Annotated in this window: 20 protein-coding genes; 10 read left to right on the top strand and 10 right to left on the bottom strand. The window is 59.1% G+C overall.

Features of this window, described 5'->3' with window-relative positions; all coding sequences use genetic code 11:
- The first annotated feature begins 12 nt into the window (after window positions 1-12).
- The 8 genes from nagK (at window position 13) to crtB (ending at window position 8802) form a co-directional block, all read left to right on the top strand.
- Window positions 13-930, top strand: coding sequence for an N-acetylglucosamine kinase (gene nagK / locus IAE48_RS01825; RefSeq protein WP_200133275.1), 918 nt, complete (start codon window positions 13-15; stop codon window positions 928-930).
- 10 nt (window positions 931-940) lie between these two features.
- Window positions 941-1762, top strand: a complete 822-nt coding sequence (gene cobB / locus IAE48_RS01820) for a Sir2 family NAD+-dependent deacetylase (protein ID WP_200133274.1) — start codon at window positions 941-943, stop codon at window positions 1760-1762.
- Between the two features lie 253 nt (window positions 1763-2015).
- Window positions 2016-2933 (top strand): polyprenyl synthetase family protein, encoded by a 918-nt coding sequence (locus tag IAE48_RS01815; RefSeq protein WP_200133273.1) that lies wholly within the window; start codon window positions 2016-2018, stop codon window positions 2931-2933.
- Between the two features lie 3 nt (window positions 2934-2936).
- Window positions 2937-3965, top strand: coding sequence for a type 2 isopentenyl-diphosphate Delta-isomerase (gene fni / locus IAE48_RS01810; protein ID WP_200133272.1), 1029 nt, complete (start codon window positions 2937-2939; stop codon window positions 3963-3965).
- Window positions 3962-5227: a glycosyltransferase gene (locus IAE48_RS01805; RefSeq protein ID WP_200133271.1), complete on the top strand. Its 1266-nt coding sequence runs from the start codon at window positions 3962-3964 to the stop codon at window positions 5225-5227. Before fni ends, IAE48_RS01805 begins: the two co-directional genes overlap by 4 nt.
- The gene (gene crtY / locus IAE48_RS01800) at window positions 5224-6399 is read left to right on the top strand and encodes a lycopene beta-cyclase CrtY (protein ID WP_200133270.1); all 1176 of its coding nucleotides are present in this window, start codon (window positions 5224-5226) and stop codon (window positions 6397-6399) included. Before IAE48_RS01805 ends, crtY begins: the two co-directional genes overlap by 4 nt.
- Window positions 6392-7873 carry a phytoene desaturase gene (locus IAE48_RS01795; protein ID WP_200133269.1) on the top strand — a complete coding sequence of 494 codons (1482 nt, stop codon included), beginning with the start codon at window positions 6392-6394 and terminating at the stop codon, window positions 7871-7873. Before crtY ends, IAE48_RS01795 begins: the two co-directional genes overlap by 8 nt.
- Window positions 7870-8802, top strand: coding sequence for a 15-cis-phytoene synthase CrtB (gene crtB / locus IAE48_RS01790; protein ID WP_200133268.1), 933 nt, complete (start codon window positions 7870-7872; stop codon window positions 8800-8802). The genes IAE48_RS01795 and crtB overlap by 4 nt, the downstream gene beginning before the upstream one ends.
- Here crtB and IAE48_RS01785 read toward each other — a convergent pair.
- From IAE48_RS01785 to potA, 5 genes are all read right to left on the bottom strand, one after another.
- Window positions 8735-9286, bottom strand: coding sequence for a sterol desaturase family protein (locus tag IAE48_RS01785; protein WP_200133267.1), 552 nt, complete (start codon window positions 9284-9286; stop codon window positions 8735-8737). The two genes, crtB and IAE48_RS01785, sit on opposite strands and share 68 nt — an antisense overlap.
- 125 nt (window positions 9287-9411) lie before the next feature.
- On the bottom strand, window positions 9412-10458 hold the full coding sequence (gene potD, locus IAE48_RS01780; RefSeq protein ID WP_200133266.1) for a spermidine/putrescine ABC transporter substrate-binding protein PotD: 1047 nt from the start codon (window positions 10456-10458) through the stop codon (window positions 9412-9414).
- The gene (potC, locus tag IAE48_RS01775; protein ID WP_200133265.1) at window positions 10458-11246 is read right to left on the bottom strand and encodes a spermidine/putrescine ABC transporter permease PotC; all 789 of its coding nucleotides are present in this window, start codon (window positions 11244-11246) and stop codon (window positions 10458-10460) included. The genes potD and potC overlap by 1 nt, the downstream gene beginning before the upstream one ends.
- Complete coding sequence (gene potB, locus IAE48_RS01770) at window positions 11243-12100, bottom strand: spermidine/putrescine ABC transporter permease PotB (protein ID WP_023481604.1); 858 nt, start codon at window positions 12098-12100, stop codon at window positions 11243-11245. Before potB ends, potC begins: the two co-directional genes overlap by 4 nt.
- Window positions 12084-13202 carry a spermidine/putrescine ABC transporter ATP-binding protein PotA gene (gene potA, locus IAE48_RS01765; protein WP_042717563.1) on the bottom strand — a complete coding sequence of 373 codons (1119 nt, stop codon included), beginning with the start codon at window positions 13200-13202 and terminating at the stop codon, window positions 12084-12086. The genes potB and potA overlap by 17 nt, the downstream gene beginning before the upstream one ends.
- A 284-nt stretch (window positions 13203-13486) precedes the next feature.
- On the opposite strand from potA, the gene pepT reads away from it, so the two are divergent.
- The gene (gene pepT / locus IAE48_RS01760) at window positions 13487-14725 is read left to right on the top strand and encodes a peptidase T (protein ID WP_200133264.1); all 1239 of its coding nucleotides are present in this window, start codon (window positions 13487-13489) and stop codon (window positions 14723-14725) included.
- A 213-nt stretch (window positions 14726-14938) separates the two neighbouring features.
- The gene (locus IAE48_RS01755; RefSeq protein ID WP_200133263.1) at window positions 14939-15430 is read left to right on the top strand and encodes a transposase; all 492 of its coding nucleotides are present in this window, start codon (window positions 14939-14941) and stop codon (window positions 15428-15430) included.
- A gap of 193 nt (window positions 15431-15623) precedes the next feature.
- Here IAE48_RS01755 and IAE48_RS01750 read toward each other — a convergent pair whose 3' ends face one another.
- The 5 genes from IAE48_RS01750 to hflD form a co-directional block, all read right to left on the bottom strand.
- Window positions 15624-16745 carry a cupin domain-containing protein gene (locus tag IAE48_RS01750; protein WP_200133262.1) on the bottom strand — a complete coding sequence of 374 codons (1122 nt, stop codon included), beginning with the start codon at window positions 16743-16745 and terminating at the stop codon, window positions 15624-15626.
- A gap of 59 nt (window positions 16746-16804) precedes the next feature.
- On the bottom strand, window positions 16805-18265 hold the full coding sequence (gene phoQ / locus IAE48_RS01745) for a two-component system sensor histidine kinase PhoQ (protein WP_200133261.1): 1461 nt from the start codon (window positions 18263-18265) through the stop codon (window positions 16805-16807).
- On the bottom strand, window positions 18262-18936 hold the full coding sequence (gene phoP, locus IAE48_RS01740; RefSeq protein WP_023481368.1) for a two-component system response regulator PhoP: 675 nt from the start codon (window positions 18934-18936) through the stop codon (window positions 18262-18264). The genes phoQ and phoP overlap by 4 nt, the downstream gene beginning before the upstream one ends.
- 135 nt (window positions 18937-19071) lie before the next feature.
- Complete coding sequence (purB, locus tag IAE48_RS01735) at window positions 19072-20442, bottom strand: adenylosuccinate lyase (RefSeq protein WP_200133260.1); 1371 nt, start codon at window positions 20440-20442, stop codon at window positions 19072-19074.
- Between the two features lie 19 nt (window positions 20443-20461).
- A complete protein-coding gene (gene hflD, locus IAE48_RS01730) occupies window positions 20462-21091 on the bottom strand; it encodes a high frequency lysogenization protein HflD (protein WP_042717549.1) in 630 nt (209 codons plus the stop codon).
- Window positions 21092-21118 lie beyond the last annotated feature (27 nt).

Genomic DNA, 21118 nt, shown 5'->3' with positions numbered 1-21118 from the left:
GAAGGAGTGGCAATGCACTACGGGTTTGATATTGGTGGCAGTAAAATCGCGCTCGGCCTCTTTGACGCCGGGCGGCGGTTGCAGTGGGAAACGCGTATTGCCACGCCCCACGAAAGTTACGACGCATTTCTGCAGGCTATCGCCGCGCTGGTGGCGGAAGCCGATCGCCGCAGCGGCGTGAAGGGCAGCGTCGGCATTGGCATTCCGGGGATCCCGGAAACCGCCGATGGCACGCTCTATGCTGCGAATTTACCCGCCGCCAGCGGGCAGATGCTGCGCCGCGACCTGAGTAATCTGCTCGATCGCGACGTGCGTATCGATAACGATGCCAACTGTTTTACCCTTTCAGAGGCCTGGGATGAGGAGTTCCGCCACTATCCGCTGGTGATGGGGCTGATCCTCGGCACTGGCGTCGGCGGCGGGCTGGTGTTTAACGGCAAATCGATCCCCGGGCGGCGCTTTATTACCGGCGAATTTGGCCATATTCGCCTGCCCGTCGATGCACTCTCTCTGATGGGTTTTGACTTTCCCCTTTTGCGCTGCGGCTGCGGCAATATCGGCTGTATTGAGAACTATCTCTCCGGTCGCGGTTTTGCGTGGCTCTATCAACACTTCTATCATCAGACTCTGACAGCGCCGGAAATTATCGCGCGCTGGGAGCAGGGCGAGGCAAACGCGCGGGTGCACGTTGAGCGCTACGTCGACTTGCTGGCAGTGTGCCTTGGCAATCTTTTGACGATTATCGACCCGGATCTGATGGTGATTGGCGGCGGATTATCCAACTTCAGCGCGCTGACCCGGCTGCTGCCGGATCGCATCGCGCCACACCTGTTACCGGCCGGCGACGTTCCCCGTATCGAACGCGCGCGCCACGGCGACGCGGGCGGTATGCGCGGCGCGGCCTTCCTTCACCTTGCAGACCACCCCTGAGAGGATGCCCATGCAATCGCGACGTTCACATCGTCTCAGCCGTTTTCGCCGCAACAAGCGTCGCCTGCGCGAGCGCTTACGCCAGCGAATTTTTTTCCGCGACATAATGGTGCATGACGTAATGGAAAAACCGAGAGTTGTTGTCTTAACCGGGGCGGGGATCTCCGCTGAATCCGGTATCCGAACCTTCCGCGCTGCGGATGGCCTGTGGGAAGAGCATCATGTGGAAGATGTGGCGACGCCGGAAGGTTTCGCCCGCAATCCGCAGCTGGTGCAGCGCTTCTATAACGATCGCCGCCGCCAGCTACAGCAGCCGGAGATCGCGCCAAACGCCGCGCATCTGGCGCTGGCGCAGCTGGAAGAGGCGCTGGGCGATCGCTTTTTGCTGATCACGCAGAATATCGACAACCTGCACGAGCGCGCCGGGAATCAGCACATTCTCCATATGCATGGCGAGCTGCTGAAAGTGCGCTGTTCGCAGAGCGGGCAGGTGCTGGAGTGGACCGGCGTTGTCACCGAAGAGGATAAGTGCCACTGCTGCCAGTTCCCCGCGCCGCTGCGCCCGCACGTGGTGTGGTTTGGCGAAATGCCGCTCGGCATGGATGAGATCTACAGCGCGCTGGCGATGGCGGATCTCTTTATCGCCATTGGTACCTCCGGGCATGTCTATCCCGCCGCCGGGTTTGTCCATGAGGCGAAGCTGCACGGCGCGCATACGGTGGAACTTAACCTCGAACCGAGCCAGGTCGGTAGCGAGTTTGAAGAGAAGCAGTATGGGCTGGCAAGCGAGGTTGTTCCGGCGTTCGTCGACAAGCTGCTGAAAGGGTTATAAGCGCTTCGCCCGGTCGCGCAAGGTTGACCGGGCGGCTATGTTGTAATAATGTAAAAATTCTTATGAATTCGCTCGTTACGGAGCAAATGTCCCAATCTACGCTACGCTTTGCCAATACGACACCGCAGAGATTAGCGCCCAGGCTGCGCGGAGTTTTTTACGCACTCCGACGAGCGCAGCAGGCTAACCGCTGCCCTCACGCTCTGACTTATTTACCCGGCCATCGCTTTAAGGATAACGAGGGACAGCCACGATGAATCTCAACCACGACGCCCAATTGCAGACATTACGCGATGCGCTGCAACAACGCCTCGATCACCTGTTACCCGCCGGTGCGCAGCAGGATCAGATCTACAGCGCGATGCGCGAAGGTACCCTGGTGGCGGGCAAGCGTGTTCGTCCGCTGCTGCTGATGCTGGCCGCGCACGATCTTGGCTGCGATGTTGACCAGCGTGGGCTGCTCGATCTCGCCTGTGCTGTCGAAATGGTGCACGCCGCCTCGCTGATGCTGGACGATATCCCCTGTATGGATAACGCCGCGCTGCGGCGTGGACGCCCAACCATTCATCGCCAGTATGGTGAAAACGTCGCCATTCTGGCCGCCGTTGCGCTGCTGAGCCGCGCCTTTGGCGTGGTGGCAGAGGCGCAGGGCTTATCGGCCGCCTGCAAAGCGGCATCCGTCGCGGAACTCTCCACCGCCGTTGGGCTTCAGGGGCTGGTACAGGGGCAGTTTCTCGATCTGCATGAGGGCGACAAGGCGCGCAGCCCGGAAGCTATCCAGCTGACCAATGAGTTGAAAACCAGCCGCTTGTTTGATGCCACGCTACAAATGGCGGCAATTGCCGCCGAAGCTCCGCCGCAGGTACGTGAGCGGCTGCGCTGTTTTGCCCTCGATCTCGGCCAGGCGTTCCAGCTGATGGACGATCTCACCGACGGGCTGAACGGCACCGGCAAAGATCTCAATAAAGATGATGGTAAATCGACGCTGGTGGCGATGCTGGGCGCAGAGGTGGTGCATCAGCGCCTGAGCGACCATCTGCGTAGCGCCGATGAACATCTTGCTAACGCCTGCCCGCGCGGCGTCTCTACGCGCCGCTTTATGCGCGCCTGGTTCGATAAACAGATGACGCTGTTTGGCGAAAGCCGGGCGACGACGCTGCCGGGGTGCTAGCACATGAAGGATCTGGCGAAACGTAAAAACGATCACCTCGATATCGTCCTTAACAGCCCACACAGCGCCATGAAACGTACCACCGGCTTTGAGCAGTGGCGCTTTGAACACTGCGCGATGCCGGAGCTGCATCTGGATGAGATCGATCTTGGCTGCAGGCTGTTTGGCAAATCCCTGCGCGCACCGCTGTTGATCAGTTCCATGACCGGCGGCGCCAGCCGTGCGGCGATGATCAACCGCCATCTGGCGCAGGCGGCGCAGCAGCTTGGTCTGGCGATGGGGGTTGGCTCACAGCGCGTGGCGCTGGAGAGCAGAGAGAACTCTGGCTTAACCCGTGAACTGCGCCAGCTGGCGCCGGATATCGCGCTGCTCTCAAACCTCGGCGCCGCGCAAATTGCCGGGCCTGAGGGTGTCGATTACGCCCGTCGCGCGGTGGAGATGATTGAAGCCGACGCGCTGATTATTCACCTCAATCCACTGCAGGAAGCGCTGCAAAGCGGTGGCGATCGCGACTGGCGCGGCGTGCTGGCAGCGATTGAGAAAACCGTGGCGGCACTTCCCGTCCCGGTGGTAGTTAAAGAGGTGGGAGCCGGGTTATCCGTCAACGTCGCGCGCCAGTTGCGCGAGGCCGGTGTGGCGATGCTTGATGTCGCCGGGGCAGGCGGCACCAGCTGGGCGGCGGTGGAGGGCGAGCGCGCCGCGCAGGCTCATCATCGCGCCGTGGCAATGGCCTTTGCCAACTGGGGCATTCCGACCGCGCAGGCGCTGACCGACCTGCAACAGGCGATGCCGGAGATGCCGCTTATCGCCTCCGGCGGCATTGCGAACGGTATCGACGCGGCGAAAGCGCTGCGGCTGGGTGCGTCGCTGGTGGGCCAGGCTGCGGCCGTGCTCGGCAGCGCCACCATCTCATGTGAAACCGTCGCCGCCCACTTCCAGGTGGTAATCGATCAACTTCGTGTCGCCTGTTTCTGCACCGGCAGCGCTAACCTGGAGGCGCTACGCCAGGCGACGCTGGTGCGTGAAGCATGAGCCACTATGCTGTGATCTCACCGCCGCTCTACAGCCATATGCGCGCGCTGGAAGCGCTGGCGCAGGCGCTTATTGCGCGCGGGCACCGCATCACCTTTGTTAATCAGGCCGTGGCGCAGCAGTTATTGCAGGATCCGCGCATCGGCTTTTGCGCGGTTGGCGAAAAGAGCCATCCGCCCGCCCGTCTGCAACGCACTTTACGCCTGATGGCCCATCCCGCAGGGCCGGGCATCATTCGCCTGATAAACGATCTGGCAAGCACCACCGATATGCTCTGCCACGCGCTGCCTGCCGCGCTGACGCAGCTTGGCGTCGAAGGGGTGATTGTCGATCAGATGGAGCCTGCCGGTGGGCTGGCGGCAGAGTCGCTGGGGTTGCCGTTTGTCTCCGTCGCCTGCGCGCTGCCCGTTAACCGGGATGAAACTATCCCGCTGCCGGTGATGCCTTTTCGCTATGCGCCCGGCGAGCGGCGCAAAAAACTCTACCGTGCCAGCACCCAGGTTTATGACAAGGTGATGGCGCGGCAAAATGCCGTCATTTCCCGGCATGCGCGCCGCTTTGGCATCCCTGAACGTAACGCGATGCATGAGTGCCTCTCGCCGCTGGCGCAGATCAGCCAGACGCTGGCCTGCTTCGATTTCCCGCGCCAGCTTCCCGCCTGGTTCCACGCGGTCGGGCCGCTGCGCCAGCCGCAGGCGATCGCCCCTGTTAGCCAGTCTCACGCTGAACGCCCGCTGATTTTTGCTTCCCTCGGCACCTTGCAGGGGCATCGCTACCGGCTATTTCGCACCATTGCCCGCGCCTGTCGGCGCATGAATGTGCGCTTACTGATCGCCCACTGCGGCGGGCTGAACGCGCGCCAGGTGGAGAAGCTGATCGCCCGCGGGGCGGAAGTGACCGACTTTGCTGACCAGACGGCGGTGATGCGCGACGCCGATGTGGTGGTCACCCACGGCGGCATGAATACTGTGATGGACGCCATCAATAGCACTACACCGATTCTGGTGATCCCGCTGGCCTTCGATCAGCCCGGCGTCGCGGCGCGGGTCGAGTACCACCAGATTGGTCGCCGGGTGTCACGCTTTGCCAGCAGCGCGCGGGTGGAGAAGAGCCTGCGCGCGCTGCTGGCAGATAACCGTTACGCCGCAAGGCTTGCCGCGATGCAGCAACCGTTGCAGCAGGCGGGCGGCGCGCCGCGCGCGGCGCAGATTGTTGAGCAGGCGCTGAACACCGGACAGCCGGTGATGGCGGGTGCGCTATGAGCCCGCGCTGGGATCTGATCCTCGTCGGCGGCGGGCTGGCGAATGGCCTTATCGCCTGGCGTCTGCACCATGCCCGGCCCGATCTGCGCCTGCTGATGGTTGAAGCGGGCGCGCAGCCGGGCGGCAATCACACCTGGTCTTTCCATCAGGCGGATCTGACGGAGGCGCAGCACCGCTGGATAGCTCCACTGGTCAGCCACCGCTGGCCGGGTTACGAAGTGCGTTTTCCGGCGCGCCAGCGCACGCTGGAGGGCGGCTATCTCAGTATCAGCTCAGAGCACTTCGCGCAGAAAATTACCGACACCCTCGGCGCTGCGCTGTTAACCGATACGCCGGTGGCGAGCCTGACGCCGCAGAGTGTTACCCTTGAGAGCGGCGAAACGCTGCACGCCGGGGCGGTGATTGACGGGCGCGGCTACCTGCCGGATGCCCATCTGACGCCCGGCTTTCAATCCTTCCTTGGCCAGCACTGGCAGCTTGCCGAGCCGCACCAGCTTCAGCAGCCGATTTTGATGGATGCCACCGTCAGCCAGGCGGACGGGTACCGTTTTGTCTACACCTTGCCGCTCTCGGCGCGCGAGGTACTGATCGAAGATACCCACTATATTGATCGGCCCACCCTCAGCGGCGATGAGGCGCGCCAGCACATCGCGGATTACGCGCACCAGCAGGGCTGGACGCTGACAACGCTGGTGCGTGAAGAGCAGGGCAACCTGCCGATCACGCTGGATGGCGATATCCGCGCCTTCTGGCAATCGCGCGCGCCGCAACCCTGTAGCGGCCTGCGCGCCGGGCTGTTTCACGCCACTACCGGTTACTCCCTGCCGCACGCGGTGGCGCTGGCGGATCTTATTGCTGAGCAGCCGGTGCCTGCGGGCGATAAAATCTTTACTCTGATCAAGCACTACGCCGAGCGCGTCTGGCGTCAGCAGCGCTTCTACCGCATGCTCAACCGCATGCTGTTTCTGGCGGGTGACGCCAGTGCGCGCTGGCAGGTGATGCAGCGCTTTTATGGCCTCAACCCGGCGCTCATCGCCCGCTTCTACGCCGACAGACTCACCTTTTTTGATAAAGCGCGGATCCTGACAGGAAAACCGCCGGTACCGGTGGGCGAAGCCATGCGCGCCGTACTTAAACACACACCTGGACTGCGAGCCTTCAATCATGAATAAAACCATCGTCATCGGGGCCGGATTTGGCGGGCTGGCGTTAGCCATTCGCCTGCAGGCGGCGGGCGTGCCGACCGTGCTGCTGGAGCAGCGCGACAAGCCGGGCGGCCGCGCCTATGTCTATCAGGATCAGGGCTTTACCTTTGACGCCGGGCCAACGGTGATTACCGATCCCAGCGCCATTGAAGAACTCTTTACCCTTGCGGGTAAAAAGATGGCAGATTACGTCGACCTGCTGCCGGTGACGCCGTTCTATCGCCTCTGCTGGGAGCAGGGGAAGGTGTTTGATTACGATAACGATCAGGCACGACTTGAAGCGCAGATCCGCCGCTTTAACGAGCGCGACGTCGAGGGCTACCGCCGTTTTCTCGACTACTCAAAAGCAGTGTTTAAAGAGGGTTACCTGAAGCTCGGCACCGTCCCGTTCCTCTCCTTCCGCGATATGCTGCGCGCTGGCCCGCAGCTGATGCGCTTGCAGGCGTGGCGCAGCGTCTACAGCATGGTCTCCAAATTTATTGAAGATGAGCACCTGCGCCAGGCGTTCTCTTTCCACTCGCTGCTGGTGGGCGGTAACCCCTTTGCCACGTCGTCGATCTATACGCTGATCCACGCCCTGGAGCGGGAGTGGGGCGTCTGGTTTGCCCGCGGCGGCACCGGGGCGCTGGTGCAGGGAATGGTGAAGCTGTTTGAAGATCTCGGCGGCACGCTGGAGCTGAATGCTGAAGTGAGCAAGCTGGAGGCCGAGGGCAAACGTATTACCGGTGTCGAGTTAAAAGATGGCCGCCGTATTGCGGCCGCCGCCGTCGCGTCGAATGCCGATGTGGTGCACACCTACGAGAAGCTGCTCGGCCACCATCCGACCGGGGCGAAACGCGCCGCTTCGCTGAAGCGTAAGCGCATGAGCAACTCGCTGTTTGTGCTCTATTTTGGTCTCAATCATCACCACGATCAGCTGGCGCACCACACCGTCTGCTTCGGGCCGCGCTATAAAGAGCTGATTGAGGAGATTTTCCACGGCGAAGCGCTGGCGGAGGATTTCTCACTCTATCTGCACGCGCCCTGCGTTACCGACCCCTCGCTGGCACCGCCCGGCTGCGGCAGCTACTACGTCCTTGCGCCGGTGCCGCACCTTGGCAAAGCGAAGATCGACTGGGCCGTCGAAGGGCCGCGCCTGCGCGATCGCATCTTTGCTTATCTGGAGCAGCACTATATGCCCGGCCTGCGCGACCAACTGGTCACCGAGCGCATGTTTACCCCGGTCGATTTCCGCGACCAGCTTGGCGCGCACCTGGGCTCCGCCTTCTCCGTGGAGCCGATCCTGCGCCAGAGCGCCTGGTTCCGCCCCCATAACCGCGATAGCGAGATCGACAACCTCTATCTCGTCGGCGCAGGCACTCACCCTGGTGCGGGCATTCCTGGCGTGATCGGTTCGGCGAAAGCGACGGCGGGGCTGATGGTCGAGGCGCTTAGCGGATGAATGATGCGTTAATGAGCCATGCGACGGAGACGATTACCGTCGGCTCGAAAAGTTTTGCCACCGCCTCGAAGCTGTTTGATCCCGCTACGCGCCGCAGCGCACTGATGCTCTATGCCTGGTGCCGCTACTGCGATGATGTGATTGATGAGCAGGAGCTTGGCTTTCGCACTGAAGTGCCGCAGCAGGAGAGCGCGCTGGCGCGCCTCGAGATGCTGCGCGTTGAGACGCAGCGCGCCTTCGATGGCGAGGCGATGGGCGAACCGGCGTTTGCCGCTTTCCAGGAGGTGGTCACGCGCCATGAAATGCCCGCTCATCTCGCCTTTGCGCATCTCGAGGGTTTCGCGATGGATGTGCGCGAAACCCACTACCAGACCTTTGACGATACGCTGCGCTACTGTTATCACGTCGCGGGCGTGGTTGGCCTGATGATGGCGTGGATCATGGGCGTGCGCGATGAGGCGGTGCTCGATCGCGCCTGTGATTTAGGGCTGGCGTTTCAGTTAACCAATATTGCCCGCGACATTGTTGAAGATGCGGAAAATGGGCGCTGTTATCTGCCTGCGCAGTGGCTGGCGGAGGAGGGGATGACGGCCAGAGAGATTGCCGACCCGGCGAAACGGCAGCATATCGCACGGCTGGCACGCAGGCTGGTGATGGCCGCTGAACCCTATTACGCGTCGGCGAAAGCAGGATTGCACGGTCTGCCGCTGCGCTCGGCGTGGGCGATTGCCGCCGCGCACGGCGTCTACCGGCAGATTGGCATTAAAGTGATGGCCGCCGGAGCGGCAGCGTGGGAACAGCGCCAGGGCACCAGCAAGGCCGAGAAGCTCGGCTTACTGGCGAAAGGGGCGGGGATGGCGCTTACTTCCCGTCTGTCGCGGCCTGCGCCGCGTCCTGCTCACCTGTGGCAGCGTCCGCGCGCGCGCTGACCTTCTCCTCATGCTCCGCCCGTTTGCGCTGGCGCAGGGTCTGTTGCAGATCCTCAACCGGCGGGGCATAGAGAAAGCCAAACGAGACACAGTCGGCTTTGCCGCGCACCGCGTGGTGCAGGCGGTGAGCCATATAGAGGCGTTTCAGGTAGCCGCGGCGCGGCACGTAGCGAAACGGCCAGCGCTGATGTACCAGCCCGTCATGCACCATAAAGTAGAGCGCGCCATACAGCGTCATGCCTGCGCCAATCCACTGTAACGGCCAGAAACCGGCGGTGCCGAGGGCGATCAGTACAATCGCCAGCAGGGCGAAAACCACGGCGTAGAGATCGTTAACCTCAAAGGCGCCGGTGCGCGGTTCGTGGTGCGAGCGGTGCCAGCCCCATCCCCAGCCATGCATGACATATTTGTGCGCAAGCGTGGCGATAATCTCCATCGCGGCAACAGTGGCAAGCGTGATCAGCGTGTTCCATAAGACGAGCATCGGTATCCCTTATTAACCGGACATCCATTGACTCTAGTGCAGTCGCGCGGATACACAACGACAGCGGCGGGTTTTTTATCGCCGTCCGCTGCGAAAAATGTCACACCGGACGGCGATCTGCGATCTTAACGACCGGCTTTTAGCTTCTGATAATACTCTTCATACAGCGCGCTGGCGCTGCCAACGTCATTTTGCCACTCGCCCTTGCTGATGGTTTCCGCATCCGGGTAGAGGGATTTGTCGTTAGCCACTTCTGGCTTGAGCAACTTACGTGCGGCAAGGTTCGGCGTCGGGTAGCCGATGGTTTCCGCCACCTGTTTGGCGATCTCCGGGCGCAGCAGGAAGTTAATCAGCTTCAGCGCGCCGTCGACGTTTTTCGCATTCGCCGGAATAGCGAGGCTGTCCATCCAGAAGATACCGCCCTCTTTAGGCCACACCACCTCCAGCGGCGTGCCCGCTTCGCGCGCAACGAACGCCGAGCCATTCCACACCATCCCGAGATTTACTTCCCCCTCCATATAGGGGTTAGCCGGGTTATCGGAGTTGAAGGCGGCGACGTTCGGCATCAGTTTTTGCAGCTCTTTATAGGCCGCTTCAATCTCTTTCGGGTCGGTGGTGTTGCCAGAGTAACCGAGCTTGCGCAGCGCCATCTGGAACACTTCGCGTGCATCATCCGTCAGCAGCAGGCTGCTTTTATACTCCGGCTTCCACAGATCGGCCCAGCTGGTGACGCTTTTCGGATCGATCTCGTCGCTATTGATGCCAATCGCCGTTGCGCCCCAGATATAGGGGATCGAGTAGTCGTTGCTCGGGTCAAAGGGTTTGTTGAGCATCTGCGGATCGAGGTTGTGGAAGTTGGTCAGCTTCGACTTATCGATCTTCTGAATCATCCCCTCTTTGCGCATTTTGTCGACAAAGTAGGTGGAAGGCACCACCAGATCGTAGGCGCCCTCTTTATAAGTTTTCAGCTTGGCGTACATCGTCTCATTCGACTCGTAGGTCGAGTAGATCACTTTGATGCCGGTCTCTTTGGTGAACTGCTCCAGCAGGCCTGGCGGCACATACTCGGTCCAGTTATAGAAGTAGATCGTTTTGTTATCATCCGCGTGCGCGGCGCTGATACCGAAGGCGAGCGCGCCTGCGGCGAGCAGGTGGCGTGACCATTTTTTCATTAAGATGTCCTCTTAGCTTTCGTCGTATCGCGAGCAATCAGCTGGCTGGCGATCACCAGCACCAGCGACAGCACTAACAGAATCGTGGCCAGCGCGTTTACCTCCGGCGAGACGCCCACTTTGACCATCGAATAAATTTTCAGCGGCAGGATCTCATACCCTGGTCCGGTAACAAACGAGGAGACCACGACGTCGTCCATCGACAGGGTAAAGCTGAGCAGCCAGCCCGCCGCCACGGCAGGCATCGCCAGCGGCAGGATAATCTTGCGCAAAATGGTGAACTCGCTGGCACCGAGATCTTTCGCCGCTTCCAGCATCCGCACATCAAACCCTTTCAGGCGCGAGAAGACCGTTACCACCACAAAGGGCAGGCAGAAGGTGATATGCGAGAAGAGCAGCGACATAAAGCCGAGCTGCACGCCGAGCAGCATAAACAGCACCAGCAGGGAGATGGCCATCACGATATCCGGCGACATCATCACCACAAACAGCATGCCGCTGACAAATGGCTTGCCGCGAAAGCGGTAGCGGTAAAGCGCCACTGCCGTCAGCGCGCCGATAAGCGTCGCGAAGGTGGCGGATAATACCGCCATGGTCAGTGAGTGCTGCGCCGCCTGCAACAGGCTGTCGTTATTCATCAGCAGGCTGTACCACCTGGTGGAGAAGCCCTGCCAGTTAATGCCGAAGCGCGAACTGTTAAAGGAGTTTACGATCAGAATGATGATCGGAATATAGAGGTAAGCGTAAATGGCGGCCATAAAACCGCCTCTGAAGAGACGACCGATCATTCCAGCTCCACCTTTTTGTTAAGCAGACGCGCGGCGCGCCAGTAGACCAGCAGCATCAGCCCCATCACCAGCGTCAGGGTGATACTGGTCGCGGAGCCGAACGGCCAGTCGCGAATATTGAGGAACTGGCTCTTAATGACGTTGCCGATCAGCAGGTTTTTCGCCCCGCCCATTAAGTCCGAGACGTAGAACAGCCCCATGGCCGGCAGCATCACCAGCAGGCAACCGGCGATAATCCCCGGCATGGTCAGCGGAATAATAATGCGCAGAAAGGTTTGCAGCTTGCTGGCACCGAGATCTTTCGCCGCTTCCAGCAGCGGTTTGTCGAGCTTCTCAATGCTGGAGTAGAGCGGCATCACCATAAACGGCAGCAGGATATAGACCAGGCCGATAATCACTGCACCCGGCGTAAACATGATGCGGATTGGCGTATCGATCACCCCCAGCCAGAGCAGGAACTCGTTGAGGTAGCCTTTGGTACTGAGGAAGATCTTCAGCCCGTAGATGCGGATCAGCGAGTTGGTCCAGAAGGGGACAATCAGCAAAAAGAGCAGCAGCGGGCGCACGTTCGCCGGAAGCTTTGCCAGGAACCAGGCAAACGGGTAGCCGAGCAGCAGGCAGGCGAAGGTGGCAATCAGCGCCATATTCAGCGAGTGCAGCAGCACATCGAAGTAGAGCGGATCAAGCAGCCGCGCGTAGTTATCCAGCGTGAAGACCAGCTTAACGAAGTTGGCGTCGTCGCGGGTCAGGAAGCTGGTGGCGATGATCATCAGGTTCGGCAGGAAGACAAACAGCACCAGCCAGCCGACGATGGTCGCGATCACCGCTTTCTGGAATTTACTTGTGCTCTTCATCAGCCAGCACGACCTCCCAGCTTTCGACCCAGTTGATGGCCATCTTCTGATCAAGCGAGTGGTCAAAGTCGGGATCGTCTTCGTTGAAGAACTCGCTGACCATCACCATCTTGCCGTTTTCCAGCTCAACCATCGACTCCAGCGTCATGCCTTTATAGTTGCGCTCGCGCACGTAGCCGATCAGCCCTTCAACCTCGGCGATATCGTTGATCTCTTCGACGCGCAGATCCTCCGGGCGCAGCAGCACATTGAGCTGCTGACCACTCTCCACCGGGAAGTTGACGTAAATATTGCACTCGCGCCCTTCAACGTTGGCGCGCACGCGGCTCTCGTCGAGACGCTCAATCACCGTGGCGTTGAAAATGTTGATTTCGCCGATAAAGCTGGCGACAAAGAGGTTTTTCGGCTCTTCGTAGATCTCGCGCGGCGTGCCGTCCTGCTCGATGCGCCCGTTACGCATCACCACGATGCGATCGGACATCGTCAGGGCTTCTTCCTGATCGTGGGTCACAAAGACGAAGGTGATACCGAGTTTACGCTGTAGCGCTTTCAGCTCGTTCTGCATCTGCTTACGCAGTTTGTAATCGAGGGCGGAGAGGGACTCATCCAGCAGCAGTAGACGCGGTTTATTGACCACCGCGCGGGCGATGGCGACGCGCTGCTGCTGACCGCCGGAGAGCTGGTGCGGTTTACGCTGGGCGAACTCGTCAAGCTGCACCATACGCAGCGCTTCGGTGACGCGCGGAGTAATCTCGGCCGCTGGCGTCTTTTGCATCCGCAGGCCAAACGCCACGTTTTCAAACACGGTCATGTGCGGGAAGAGGGCGTAACTTTGAAAAACGGTGTTCACGTGGCGATGCTCCGCCGGAACGTCGGTAATATCCTGGTTATCTAACTGGATATGACCAACATCGACGCTCTCAAGCCCGGCAATCAGGCGCAGAACCGTGGTTTTACCGCAGCCGGAGGGGCCGAGCAGTGTAAGAAATTCGCCGTTATTAATGGTGAGATTGAAATCGGAGATTACCGTTTTGCCATCAAAGCTTTTGCGCAGACCGGCCAGCTCAACCAGCGGCGAACGCGAACGCGATTGTGTATTCAATTTTTGACTCTGTCCCGTGTTTGCGCATCGGAGGGCGTATCAGATGCGGGGTTTGTGATTAACCACCTTCAGGGTTGTGCACGATTTAAGGCCAGGCATTCTACGGCAAAGCGGTTAAATCGCCAATCGTTGATGGCTTTTCGCCGCCCAATCAGTCACTTTCTCAACTACGTTTAATACGACGACCTTTAAAATATTCTCGTTTGCCGGGTAAAAGTGACCTGACGCAATATTTGTCTTTTCACGCTTACTGATAATGTTGTGACATTTTGTTAGGGGGCTTTATGGATAAGTTATTAGAGCGCTTTTTGCAGTACGTAACGCTGGATACGCAATCGAAGCCCGGCGTGCGGCAGGTGCCAAGTACGGATAGTCAATGGAAGCTCCTGCATTTACTGCAAGACCAGCTTAAAGAGATGGGGCTGTTGGACGTGACCTTAAGCGATAAGGGCACGCTGATGGCAAAACTGCCATCCAACGTCGACAAGCCGGTTCCGGCGATTGGTTTTATCTCCCACGTCGACACCTCGCCCGACTTCAGCGGCAAAAATGTTAACCCACAGATCCTTGAAAACTACCGTGGCGGTGATATTGCGCTCGGTGTTGGCGATGAGATCCTCTCACCGGTGATGTTCCCGGTGCTGCATCAGCTGCTTGGCCATACGCTGATCACCACCGACGGCAAAACCCTGCTCGGCGCGGATGATAAAGCGGGCGTGGCAGAGATCATGACCGCGCTGGCGGTGCTGAAGACAAAAAATACTCCCCACGGCGATATCTGCGTGGCGTTTACACCCGATGAAGAGGTGGGCAAAGGGGCGAAATATTTTGATGTTGAGGCCTTTGGCGCGAAGTGGGCCTACACCATGGATGGCAGCGGCATTGGCGAGCTGGAGTTTGAGAACTTCAATGCCGCGTCGGTGACGGTAAAAATCGTCGGTAATAACGTCCACCCCGGCACCGCAAAAGGGGTGATGGTCAATGCCATGACGCTCGCCAGCAAAATTCATGCGCGCATACCGGAAGAGGAGAGCCCGGAGCAGACCGAAGGGTATGAGGGCTTTTACCATCTCACCAGCATTAAAGGCACGGTGGATCGCGCCGAGATGCACTACATCATCCGCGATTTTGAGCGCAAATCGTTTGAAGCCCGCAAACGCAAGATGATGGAGATCGCCAAAGAGGTGGGCAAAGGGCTGCATCCGGATTGCTATATCGAACTGGCGATTGAAGACAGTTATTACAATATGCGCGAGAAGGTGGCGGAGTTCCCGCACATTATTGACATTGCCCAGCAGGCGATGCGCGATTGCGATATCGAACCGGAGATGAAACCGATCCGCGGCGGCACCGACGGCGCACAGCTCTCCTTTATGGGGCTGCCCTGCCCGAATATCTTTACCGGCGGCTACAACTATCACGGCAAACACGAGTTCGCCACCCTCAACGGCATGGAAAAAGCGGTGCAGGTGATTGTGCGGATCGCGGAGTTAACCGCCGAAAGGGAGACCGCGCAGGGTTGATTCCCGGCGCGGGAATCATTGCCGGATGGCACGCGTTTGTAGGTTTTGTAGGCCTGATAAGCGCAGCGCCATCAGGCAGTTTTCAGGTGCAGTGCTCATTGCCGGATGGCGGCGTACCGCCTTATCCGGCCTACGGGTTAGTACGGTTTTGTAGGCCTGATAAGCGTAGCGCCATCAGGCAACAGGGATTACGAATGGAAAAGGAGTTTCCAGATGTCTGACTATCGTCGTCATTATGTGCGCGGCGGCACATGGTTTTTCACCGTCAACCTGCGCGATCGGCGCAGCGATCTTCTTACCCGCCATATTGATACTTTGCGTCATGCAACCCTCACGGTGAAACGCCGCCAGCCTTTTGATATCAACGCCTGGGTTATCCTGCCGGAACATATGCACTGCATCTGGACCTTGCCCGAAAACGATGATGATTTTTCCGGTCGCTGGCGAGAGCTTAAAAAAGCCTTCAGCAAGTCGCTCGGAGATAAAGAGATCTGGCAGCCGCGCTTTTGGGAGCACACCATCCGCGATGAGCGGGATTACCGGCATCATATGGATTATGTGTATATCAACCCGGTTAAACATGGATTTGTGAAATGCACCGCGCAATGGCCCTTTTCCACCTTCCATCGCGATGTCCGCGCCGGGGTGTATCCGGAGGATTGGGCAGGGGAGATAGCCGATATGGATGCCGGGGAAAGGCGGTAATGCATTGCCGGATGGCACGCTTTTGAAGGTTTTGTAGGCCTGATAAGCGCAGCGCCATCAGGCAGTTTTCAGGCGCAGCGCTCATTGCCGGATGGCGGCGCAAGCGCCTTATCCGGCCTACGGGTTCGTGCGGTTTTGTAGGCCTGATAAGCGCAGCGCCATCAGGCATGATGCCCGATGGCGCCAGAGGATATTAATCCTCGAAGAACCAATACCCGCTGTTTACCAGTGCGGCAAGCATGGCGAGGAAGGAGGGATCGTCCAGCGCATCGCCAAACATCTCGCCGGAGATAACGCTATGGCGAGCCAGCGCTTCGAGCGCCGGGCGGTGCGGGGAGTTGATCTTCTCGCCGTTGGCGTAGACATCGTCGCCGATGCGCAGCACGCGCAGGCCGCCGAGACGCGCAAGTTTGTCGCCCTGTTTCAGCGCATCGTAGATCTCATCCGGCTGATAGGGCGGTTCCGGCGGCGCGATATCCAGTTCGTGACGCGACTGGGAGATAAACTCGCCGAGCCATTCGTTAAACTGTGCCGGCTGATTAATCAGCCCAAGCATCATCTCGCGCAGCTTATCCAGCTCCTGCGGCAGGATATCCGCCGGGTGGTCGCGCTCCGGCACGTCCGGATCGCTGTAGCGCTGGCTACCCAGTTCTCGTTGCAGCACATAATCGGCAAAGCCGCTGATCAGCTCACGCCCGCTTGGCGCACGGAAACCGACCGAGTAGTTGAGCGAATTCTCCAGCGAATAACCTTCGTGCGGGAATCCTGGCGGAATATAGAGAATATCGCCCGGCTCCATCTCTTCATCGATGATCGCTTCGAAAGGATCGACTTGCAGCAGATCCGGGTGCGGGCAGTGCTGCTGCAGCGGCACTTTATCCCCGACGCGCCAGCGGCGACGGCCGGTCCCCTGAATAATAAAGACATCATACTGATCGAGGTGCGGGCCAACGCCGCCGCCCGGCACCGAGAAGGAGATCATCAGATCGTCGGTGCGCCAGTCCGGCAGCACGCGGAAGGGGCTCATCAGCGCTGCGGCAGGCTGATGCCAGTGGTTCACCGCCTGCACCAGCAGCGACCAGTTGTTTTCGCCCATGTGATCGTAACTCTCAAACGGGCCGTGGCTTACCTGCCATTTGCCATCAAGATGGCTGACCAGGCGGCTGTCGACTTCATTCTCCATCGCCAGCCCCGCCAGTTCGTCCGGGCTAATCGGATCGACGAAATCCTTAATTCCGCGTTTCAGCACCACCGGGCGTTTCTGCCAGTAGCGTTGAATAAAATCTGGCCAGTTTATCTCTACGTGATATTCCATATACATTTCCGGCAATTAATCATGGGCTGAATAATCGATTATAGCTGGGTTAAGGGGGTTCAGTCGCCCGTTATTCCCGTTTGCTGACGACCAAAAATCACTTCCATGCGCGCACCGCCGAGCAGGCTGTCGCCGGTCAGGATCTGCCCGCCATACTGCTCGACGATCTCCCGCGCCACCGAAAGCCCGACGCCCTGGCCCGGACGCAGCGTGTCGGCGCGCTGACCGCGATCGAACACCAGCTCGCGTTTCGCCAGCGGAATACCGGGGCCATCATCCTCGACAACAATGTGCAGCATGTCGTCGCTCTGGTTAACGGAGACCTCAACAAACTCGAGGCAATATTTGCAGGCGTTATCCAGCACGTTGCCCATCACTTCCATAAAGTCGTTCTGCTCGCCGACAAAACCTACCTCCGGCGAGATATCGAGCGTGATATTAACCCCTTTACGCTGATAGACCTTATTCAGCGCGGAAGTGAGGTTATCAAGCAGTGAGGCGACCGGATGTAGCTCGCGGCTGAGCATGCTGCTGCCGCGCATGGTGGCGCGGTGCAGGTAGTAACCAATCTGTTGCGAGATGCGGCTGATCTGCTCAAGCATCACCGGTTCGGCCTCGCTGACGCTCATCTTGTCGCTGCGCAGCGAGCGCAACGTGCTTTGCAGCACCGCCAGCGGCGTTTTCAGGCTGTGGGTGAGGTCGGTCAAGGTGGTGCGATATTTGTCATAGCGCTCACGCTCGCTTTTCAGCAAGCGGTTGAGGTTAAGCACCAGGCTGGTCAACTCGCGGGTGGTTTCCGGGTTGAGCTGCTCGCGGTGGTGCTCCTCCAGCTCGCGCACTTCGCGCGCCAGATCCTCAATTGGCCGCAGGCTCCACCAGGCCGCCAGCCACAGCAGCGGGATCACCAGCAGCAGGTTGGCTGAGAGCACGTAGATAAACCAGTTCCACACCATATAGGAGCGTTTAAGCTCGATCGGGATGGTATCGACTACTACGATGGTCAACTGCGGCATACGCGCGGTGGCAGGGTAGAGGTTTACCGCCACCGAGTGGGTCATTTCAGAGTCGCTGTCATCTTCACGGATCGCTTTGAGTTGCTCCGAGGCGGCGTGATCGTCGTTGATCAGCGTGCTGGTGGAGTCGATATCCGCTTCAATTTCATGAAAACCATCGCTTTTCAGCCACTCCGGCTCAATGCGTTTTTGCAACCACGGCACATCCCGCTGGGACCAGATCAGCTTGCCGTTTTTGTTGTAAATAAAGGTCATGGTCGGGCTTTGCAGATCGAGGTTTTCCGGCAGGTCGATCTCAAGCTTGTTCTCTTTCCACTGCGCCAGCGTATAGAAGAGGTTGCTCTCGCCGCGCAGCAGTCGGAAGGTGGTTTTATCGAAGCTGACGCTGTAGCCGACCAGCGCGACCACGCCATACGCCAGCGACAGCACCATCACTACCGCGGCGGTGGCGAGTAAAAAGCGCACCCGCAGCGAGAGCGGGAAGAGGTGCCGCAACAGGCGTTTCATTTTGGCAGTTCGAAAAGGTAGCCCTGACCGCGCACGGTAGTGATCACCTCATCGGGATACTGTGCCTGGATCTTTTTGCGCAGGCGACCCATCAGCACATCAATGGTGTGGCTCTCGCGCAGTTCGGCATCGGGATAGAGTTGCAGCATCAGCGAATCTTTGCTCACCACTTTGCCGCTGTTACGGATCAGCGTCTCCATAATGGTGTATTCAAAGGCGGTGAGTTTGACCACTTCCTCATTGACCGAGAGTTCGCGGCGTGAGAGGTCAACCTGGAACGGTGGCATGGAGATCAGCTGTGAGGCGAGGCCGCTGTTACGGCGCATCAGCGCCTGAATGCGCGCCACCACTTCTTCGATATGGAACGGTTTGGTGACGTAATCATCGGCGCCCGCGCTCAGCACTTCGACCTTATCCTGCCACCCTTCACGTGCGGTAAGCACCAGCACCGGCAGCGAGACCTCATGGCTGCGCCAGCGGCGGATCAGCGACAGGCCATCTTCATCCGGCAGGCCAAGATCGACAATCGCGATATCCGGCAGGTGTTCGTTCAGAAAGTAATCCGCTTCCTTTGCATCTTCGGCGGCGTCGACCTGATGTCCCAGCTCTTGCAACTGCACTTTTAAGTGGTGGCGCAGCAGAGCATTATCTTCCACAACCAGTACGCGCATCGTCAGACCTCTCCCTCTATTTTTGGAGTGAATAGTTTAACGCTGATTTTGTTACAAGAGGGATAAACATTTACTCAACCGTAACAGGAAGATGCCCTCTTTCCGGCGAAAGAGGGCGGGCAGAGCGGACGGGGATTACTTCAACTCATCAACCATGGTGATAGCGCGACCAATATAGTTGGCCGGCGTCATCGCTTTCAGGCGCACTTTTTCGTCCTCCGGCAGTGCCAGGCTGTCGATAAACTGCTTCATCCCTTCGGCGTCAACGCGCTTACCGCGGGTCAGCTCTTTCAGTTTTTCGTACGGCTTCTCAATGCCGTAACGGCGCATCACCGTCTGGATCGGCTCGGCCAGCACTTCCCAGTTGTGATCCAGCTCATCCAGCAGGCGGTCGCGGTTCACTTCCAGTTTGCTGACGCCTTTCAGAGTCGACTGGTAAGCGATCAGCGCATAACCGACGCCGACGCCGAGATTACGCAGCACCGTCGAGTCGGTCAGATCGCGCTGCCAGCGCGAGACCGGCAGTTTGCTCGCCAGGTGTTGCAGCACGGCGTTGGACAGGCCGAGGTTACCTTCGGAGTTTTCAAAGTCAATCGGGTTCACTTTATGCGGCATGGTCGAGGATCCAATCTCCCCGGCAATGGTCTTCTGCTTAAAGTGGTTGAGGGCGATATAACCCCAGACATCGCGATCGAAGTCGATGAGGATGGTGTTGAAACGCGCCATGCAGTCAAACAGCTCGGCGATGTAGTCATGGGGCTCAATCTGCGTGGTGTAGGGGTTCCACTCAATGCCTAATGAGGTGACAAACTCTTCGCTGAACTTGTGCCAGTCCACTTCCGGATAAGCGGCGATATGGGCGTTATAGTTGCCAACCGCGCCGTTGATTTTGCCGAGAATCTCCACCTGGTTGAGCTGGCGGTACTGGCGCTCCATACGGTAAGCGACGTTCGCCATCTCTTTGCCGATGGTCGACGGGGTGGCCGGTTGACCGTGGGTGCGCGACAGCAGCGGAATATCACGGTACTCAACGGCCAGCGCTTTCACCGCGTCAATCAGTTGACGCCAGTAGGGCAGGATCACCTCATCGCGGGCGCTTTTCAGCATCAGGGCGTGGGAGAGGTTGTTGATATCTTCGGAGGTGCAGGCGAAGTGGATAAACTCAGAGACCGCGTGCAGCTCCGGCACTTCGGCCACTTTCTCTTTCAGAAAGTACTCTACCGCTTTCACGTCGTGGTTGGTGGTGCGCTCAATGGTTTTGATGCGCTGCGCATCTTCAACCGAGAAGTCCGTAACGATTTTGTCGAGGAAACCGTTTGCGTGATCGGCAAAAGCAGGAACTTCCTTGATCGCCGCGTGCGCCGCCAGTTTTTGCAGCCAGCGTACTTCAACCTGAACGCGAAACTTCAGCAAACCGAATTCGCTGAAGATCCCGCGCAGCGCGCTGACTTTATCGCCGTAGCGTCCATCGACAGGGGAAACGGCGGTCAGTGAGGATAATTCCATAAGTCACAACTCCGGGAGGTTAACAATGAGCGAGAATGTGTTTGGCCTGTGTCGACAGGCGATTACGGGAAAACATTAACTGTAGCCGACCGCCGCCCACCTGGTGCCACAGCACGGCGGCGCGGATGCCTGCCAGCAGGGTGGCGCGCACTTTGGCCTGCACCTGAGCGCTTTGCAAAATGGCAGGGGAGCCGGTGACCTGAATGCGCGGCCCGAGCGGGCTGATGACGTCGACATAGATGGCGGCCATCGCACTCAGCAGGGTGTCGGATTGCAGATCGAAGTGTTCAAGCTGGCGCTGCAGGCCGCCAATGCGGGTGCCGAGCGTCTCCATCGCCGCTTTTTTTGCCGCCAGCTTGCGCTCGAGTACCATCATGCTCAGGGTGTAGCGGGTCACTTCCCCGTTCAGCCCCTGGCGGTTGCTGCCGTTGAGCACGCCAAGCAGCGACTCGAGGCCAATGCGCAAGTTGGCTTCGCTGCCGCCAAACACGCCGAGGGTGGAGTCCGGGTTCATATCGATAACGCTATTAAGGGAAACGTGCAGCGCGTCGGCGTCACAGTGGCCCTGGTGCGCAAGCTCCTGCACCAGACGTGCTGACTGACAGATGCCTGCCAGCGCCAGGGTAATGTCGTAATAGTTCTTCGCCACACTTACTCCTTTTTGTGCCCGCGTATG

Source organism: Kosakonia sp. S57 (assembly GCF_016516575.1).
Lineage (GTDB): Bacteria > Pseudomonadota > Gammaproteobacteria > Enterobacterales > Enterobacteriaceae > Kosakonia > Kosakonia cowanii.
The sequence above is the reverse complement of the archived record's forward strand: the minus strand, read 5'-3'. Positions and strand labels throughout refer to the sequence as shown.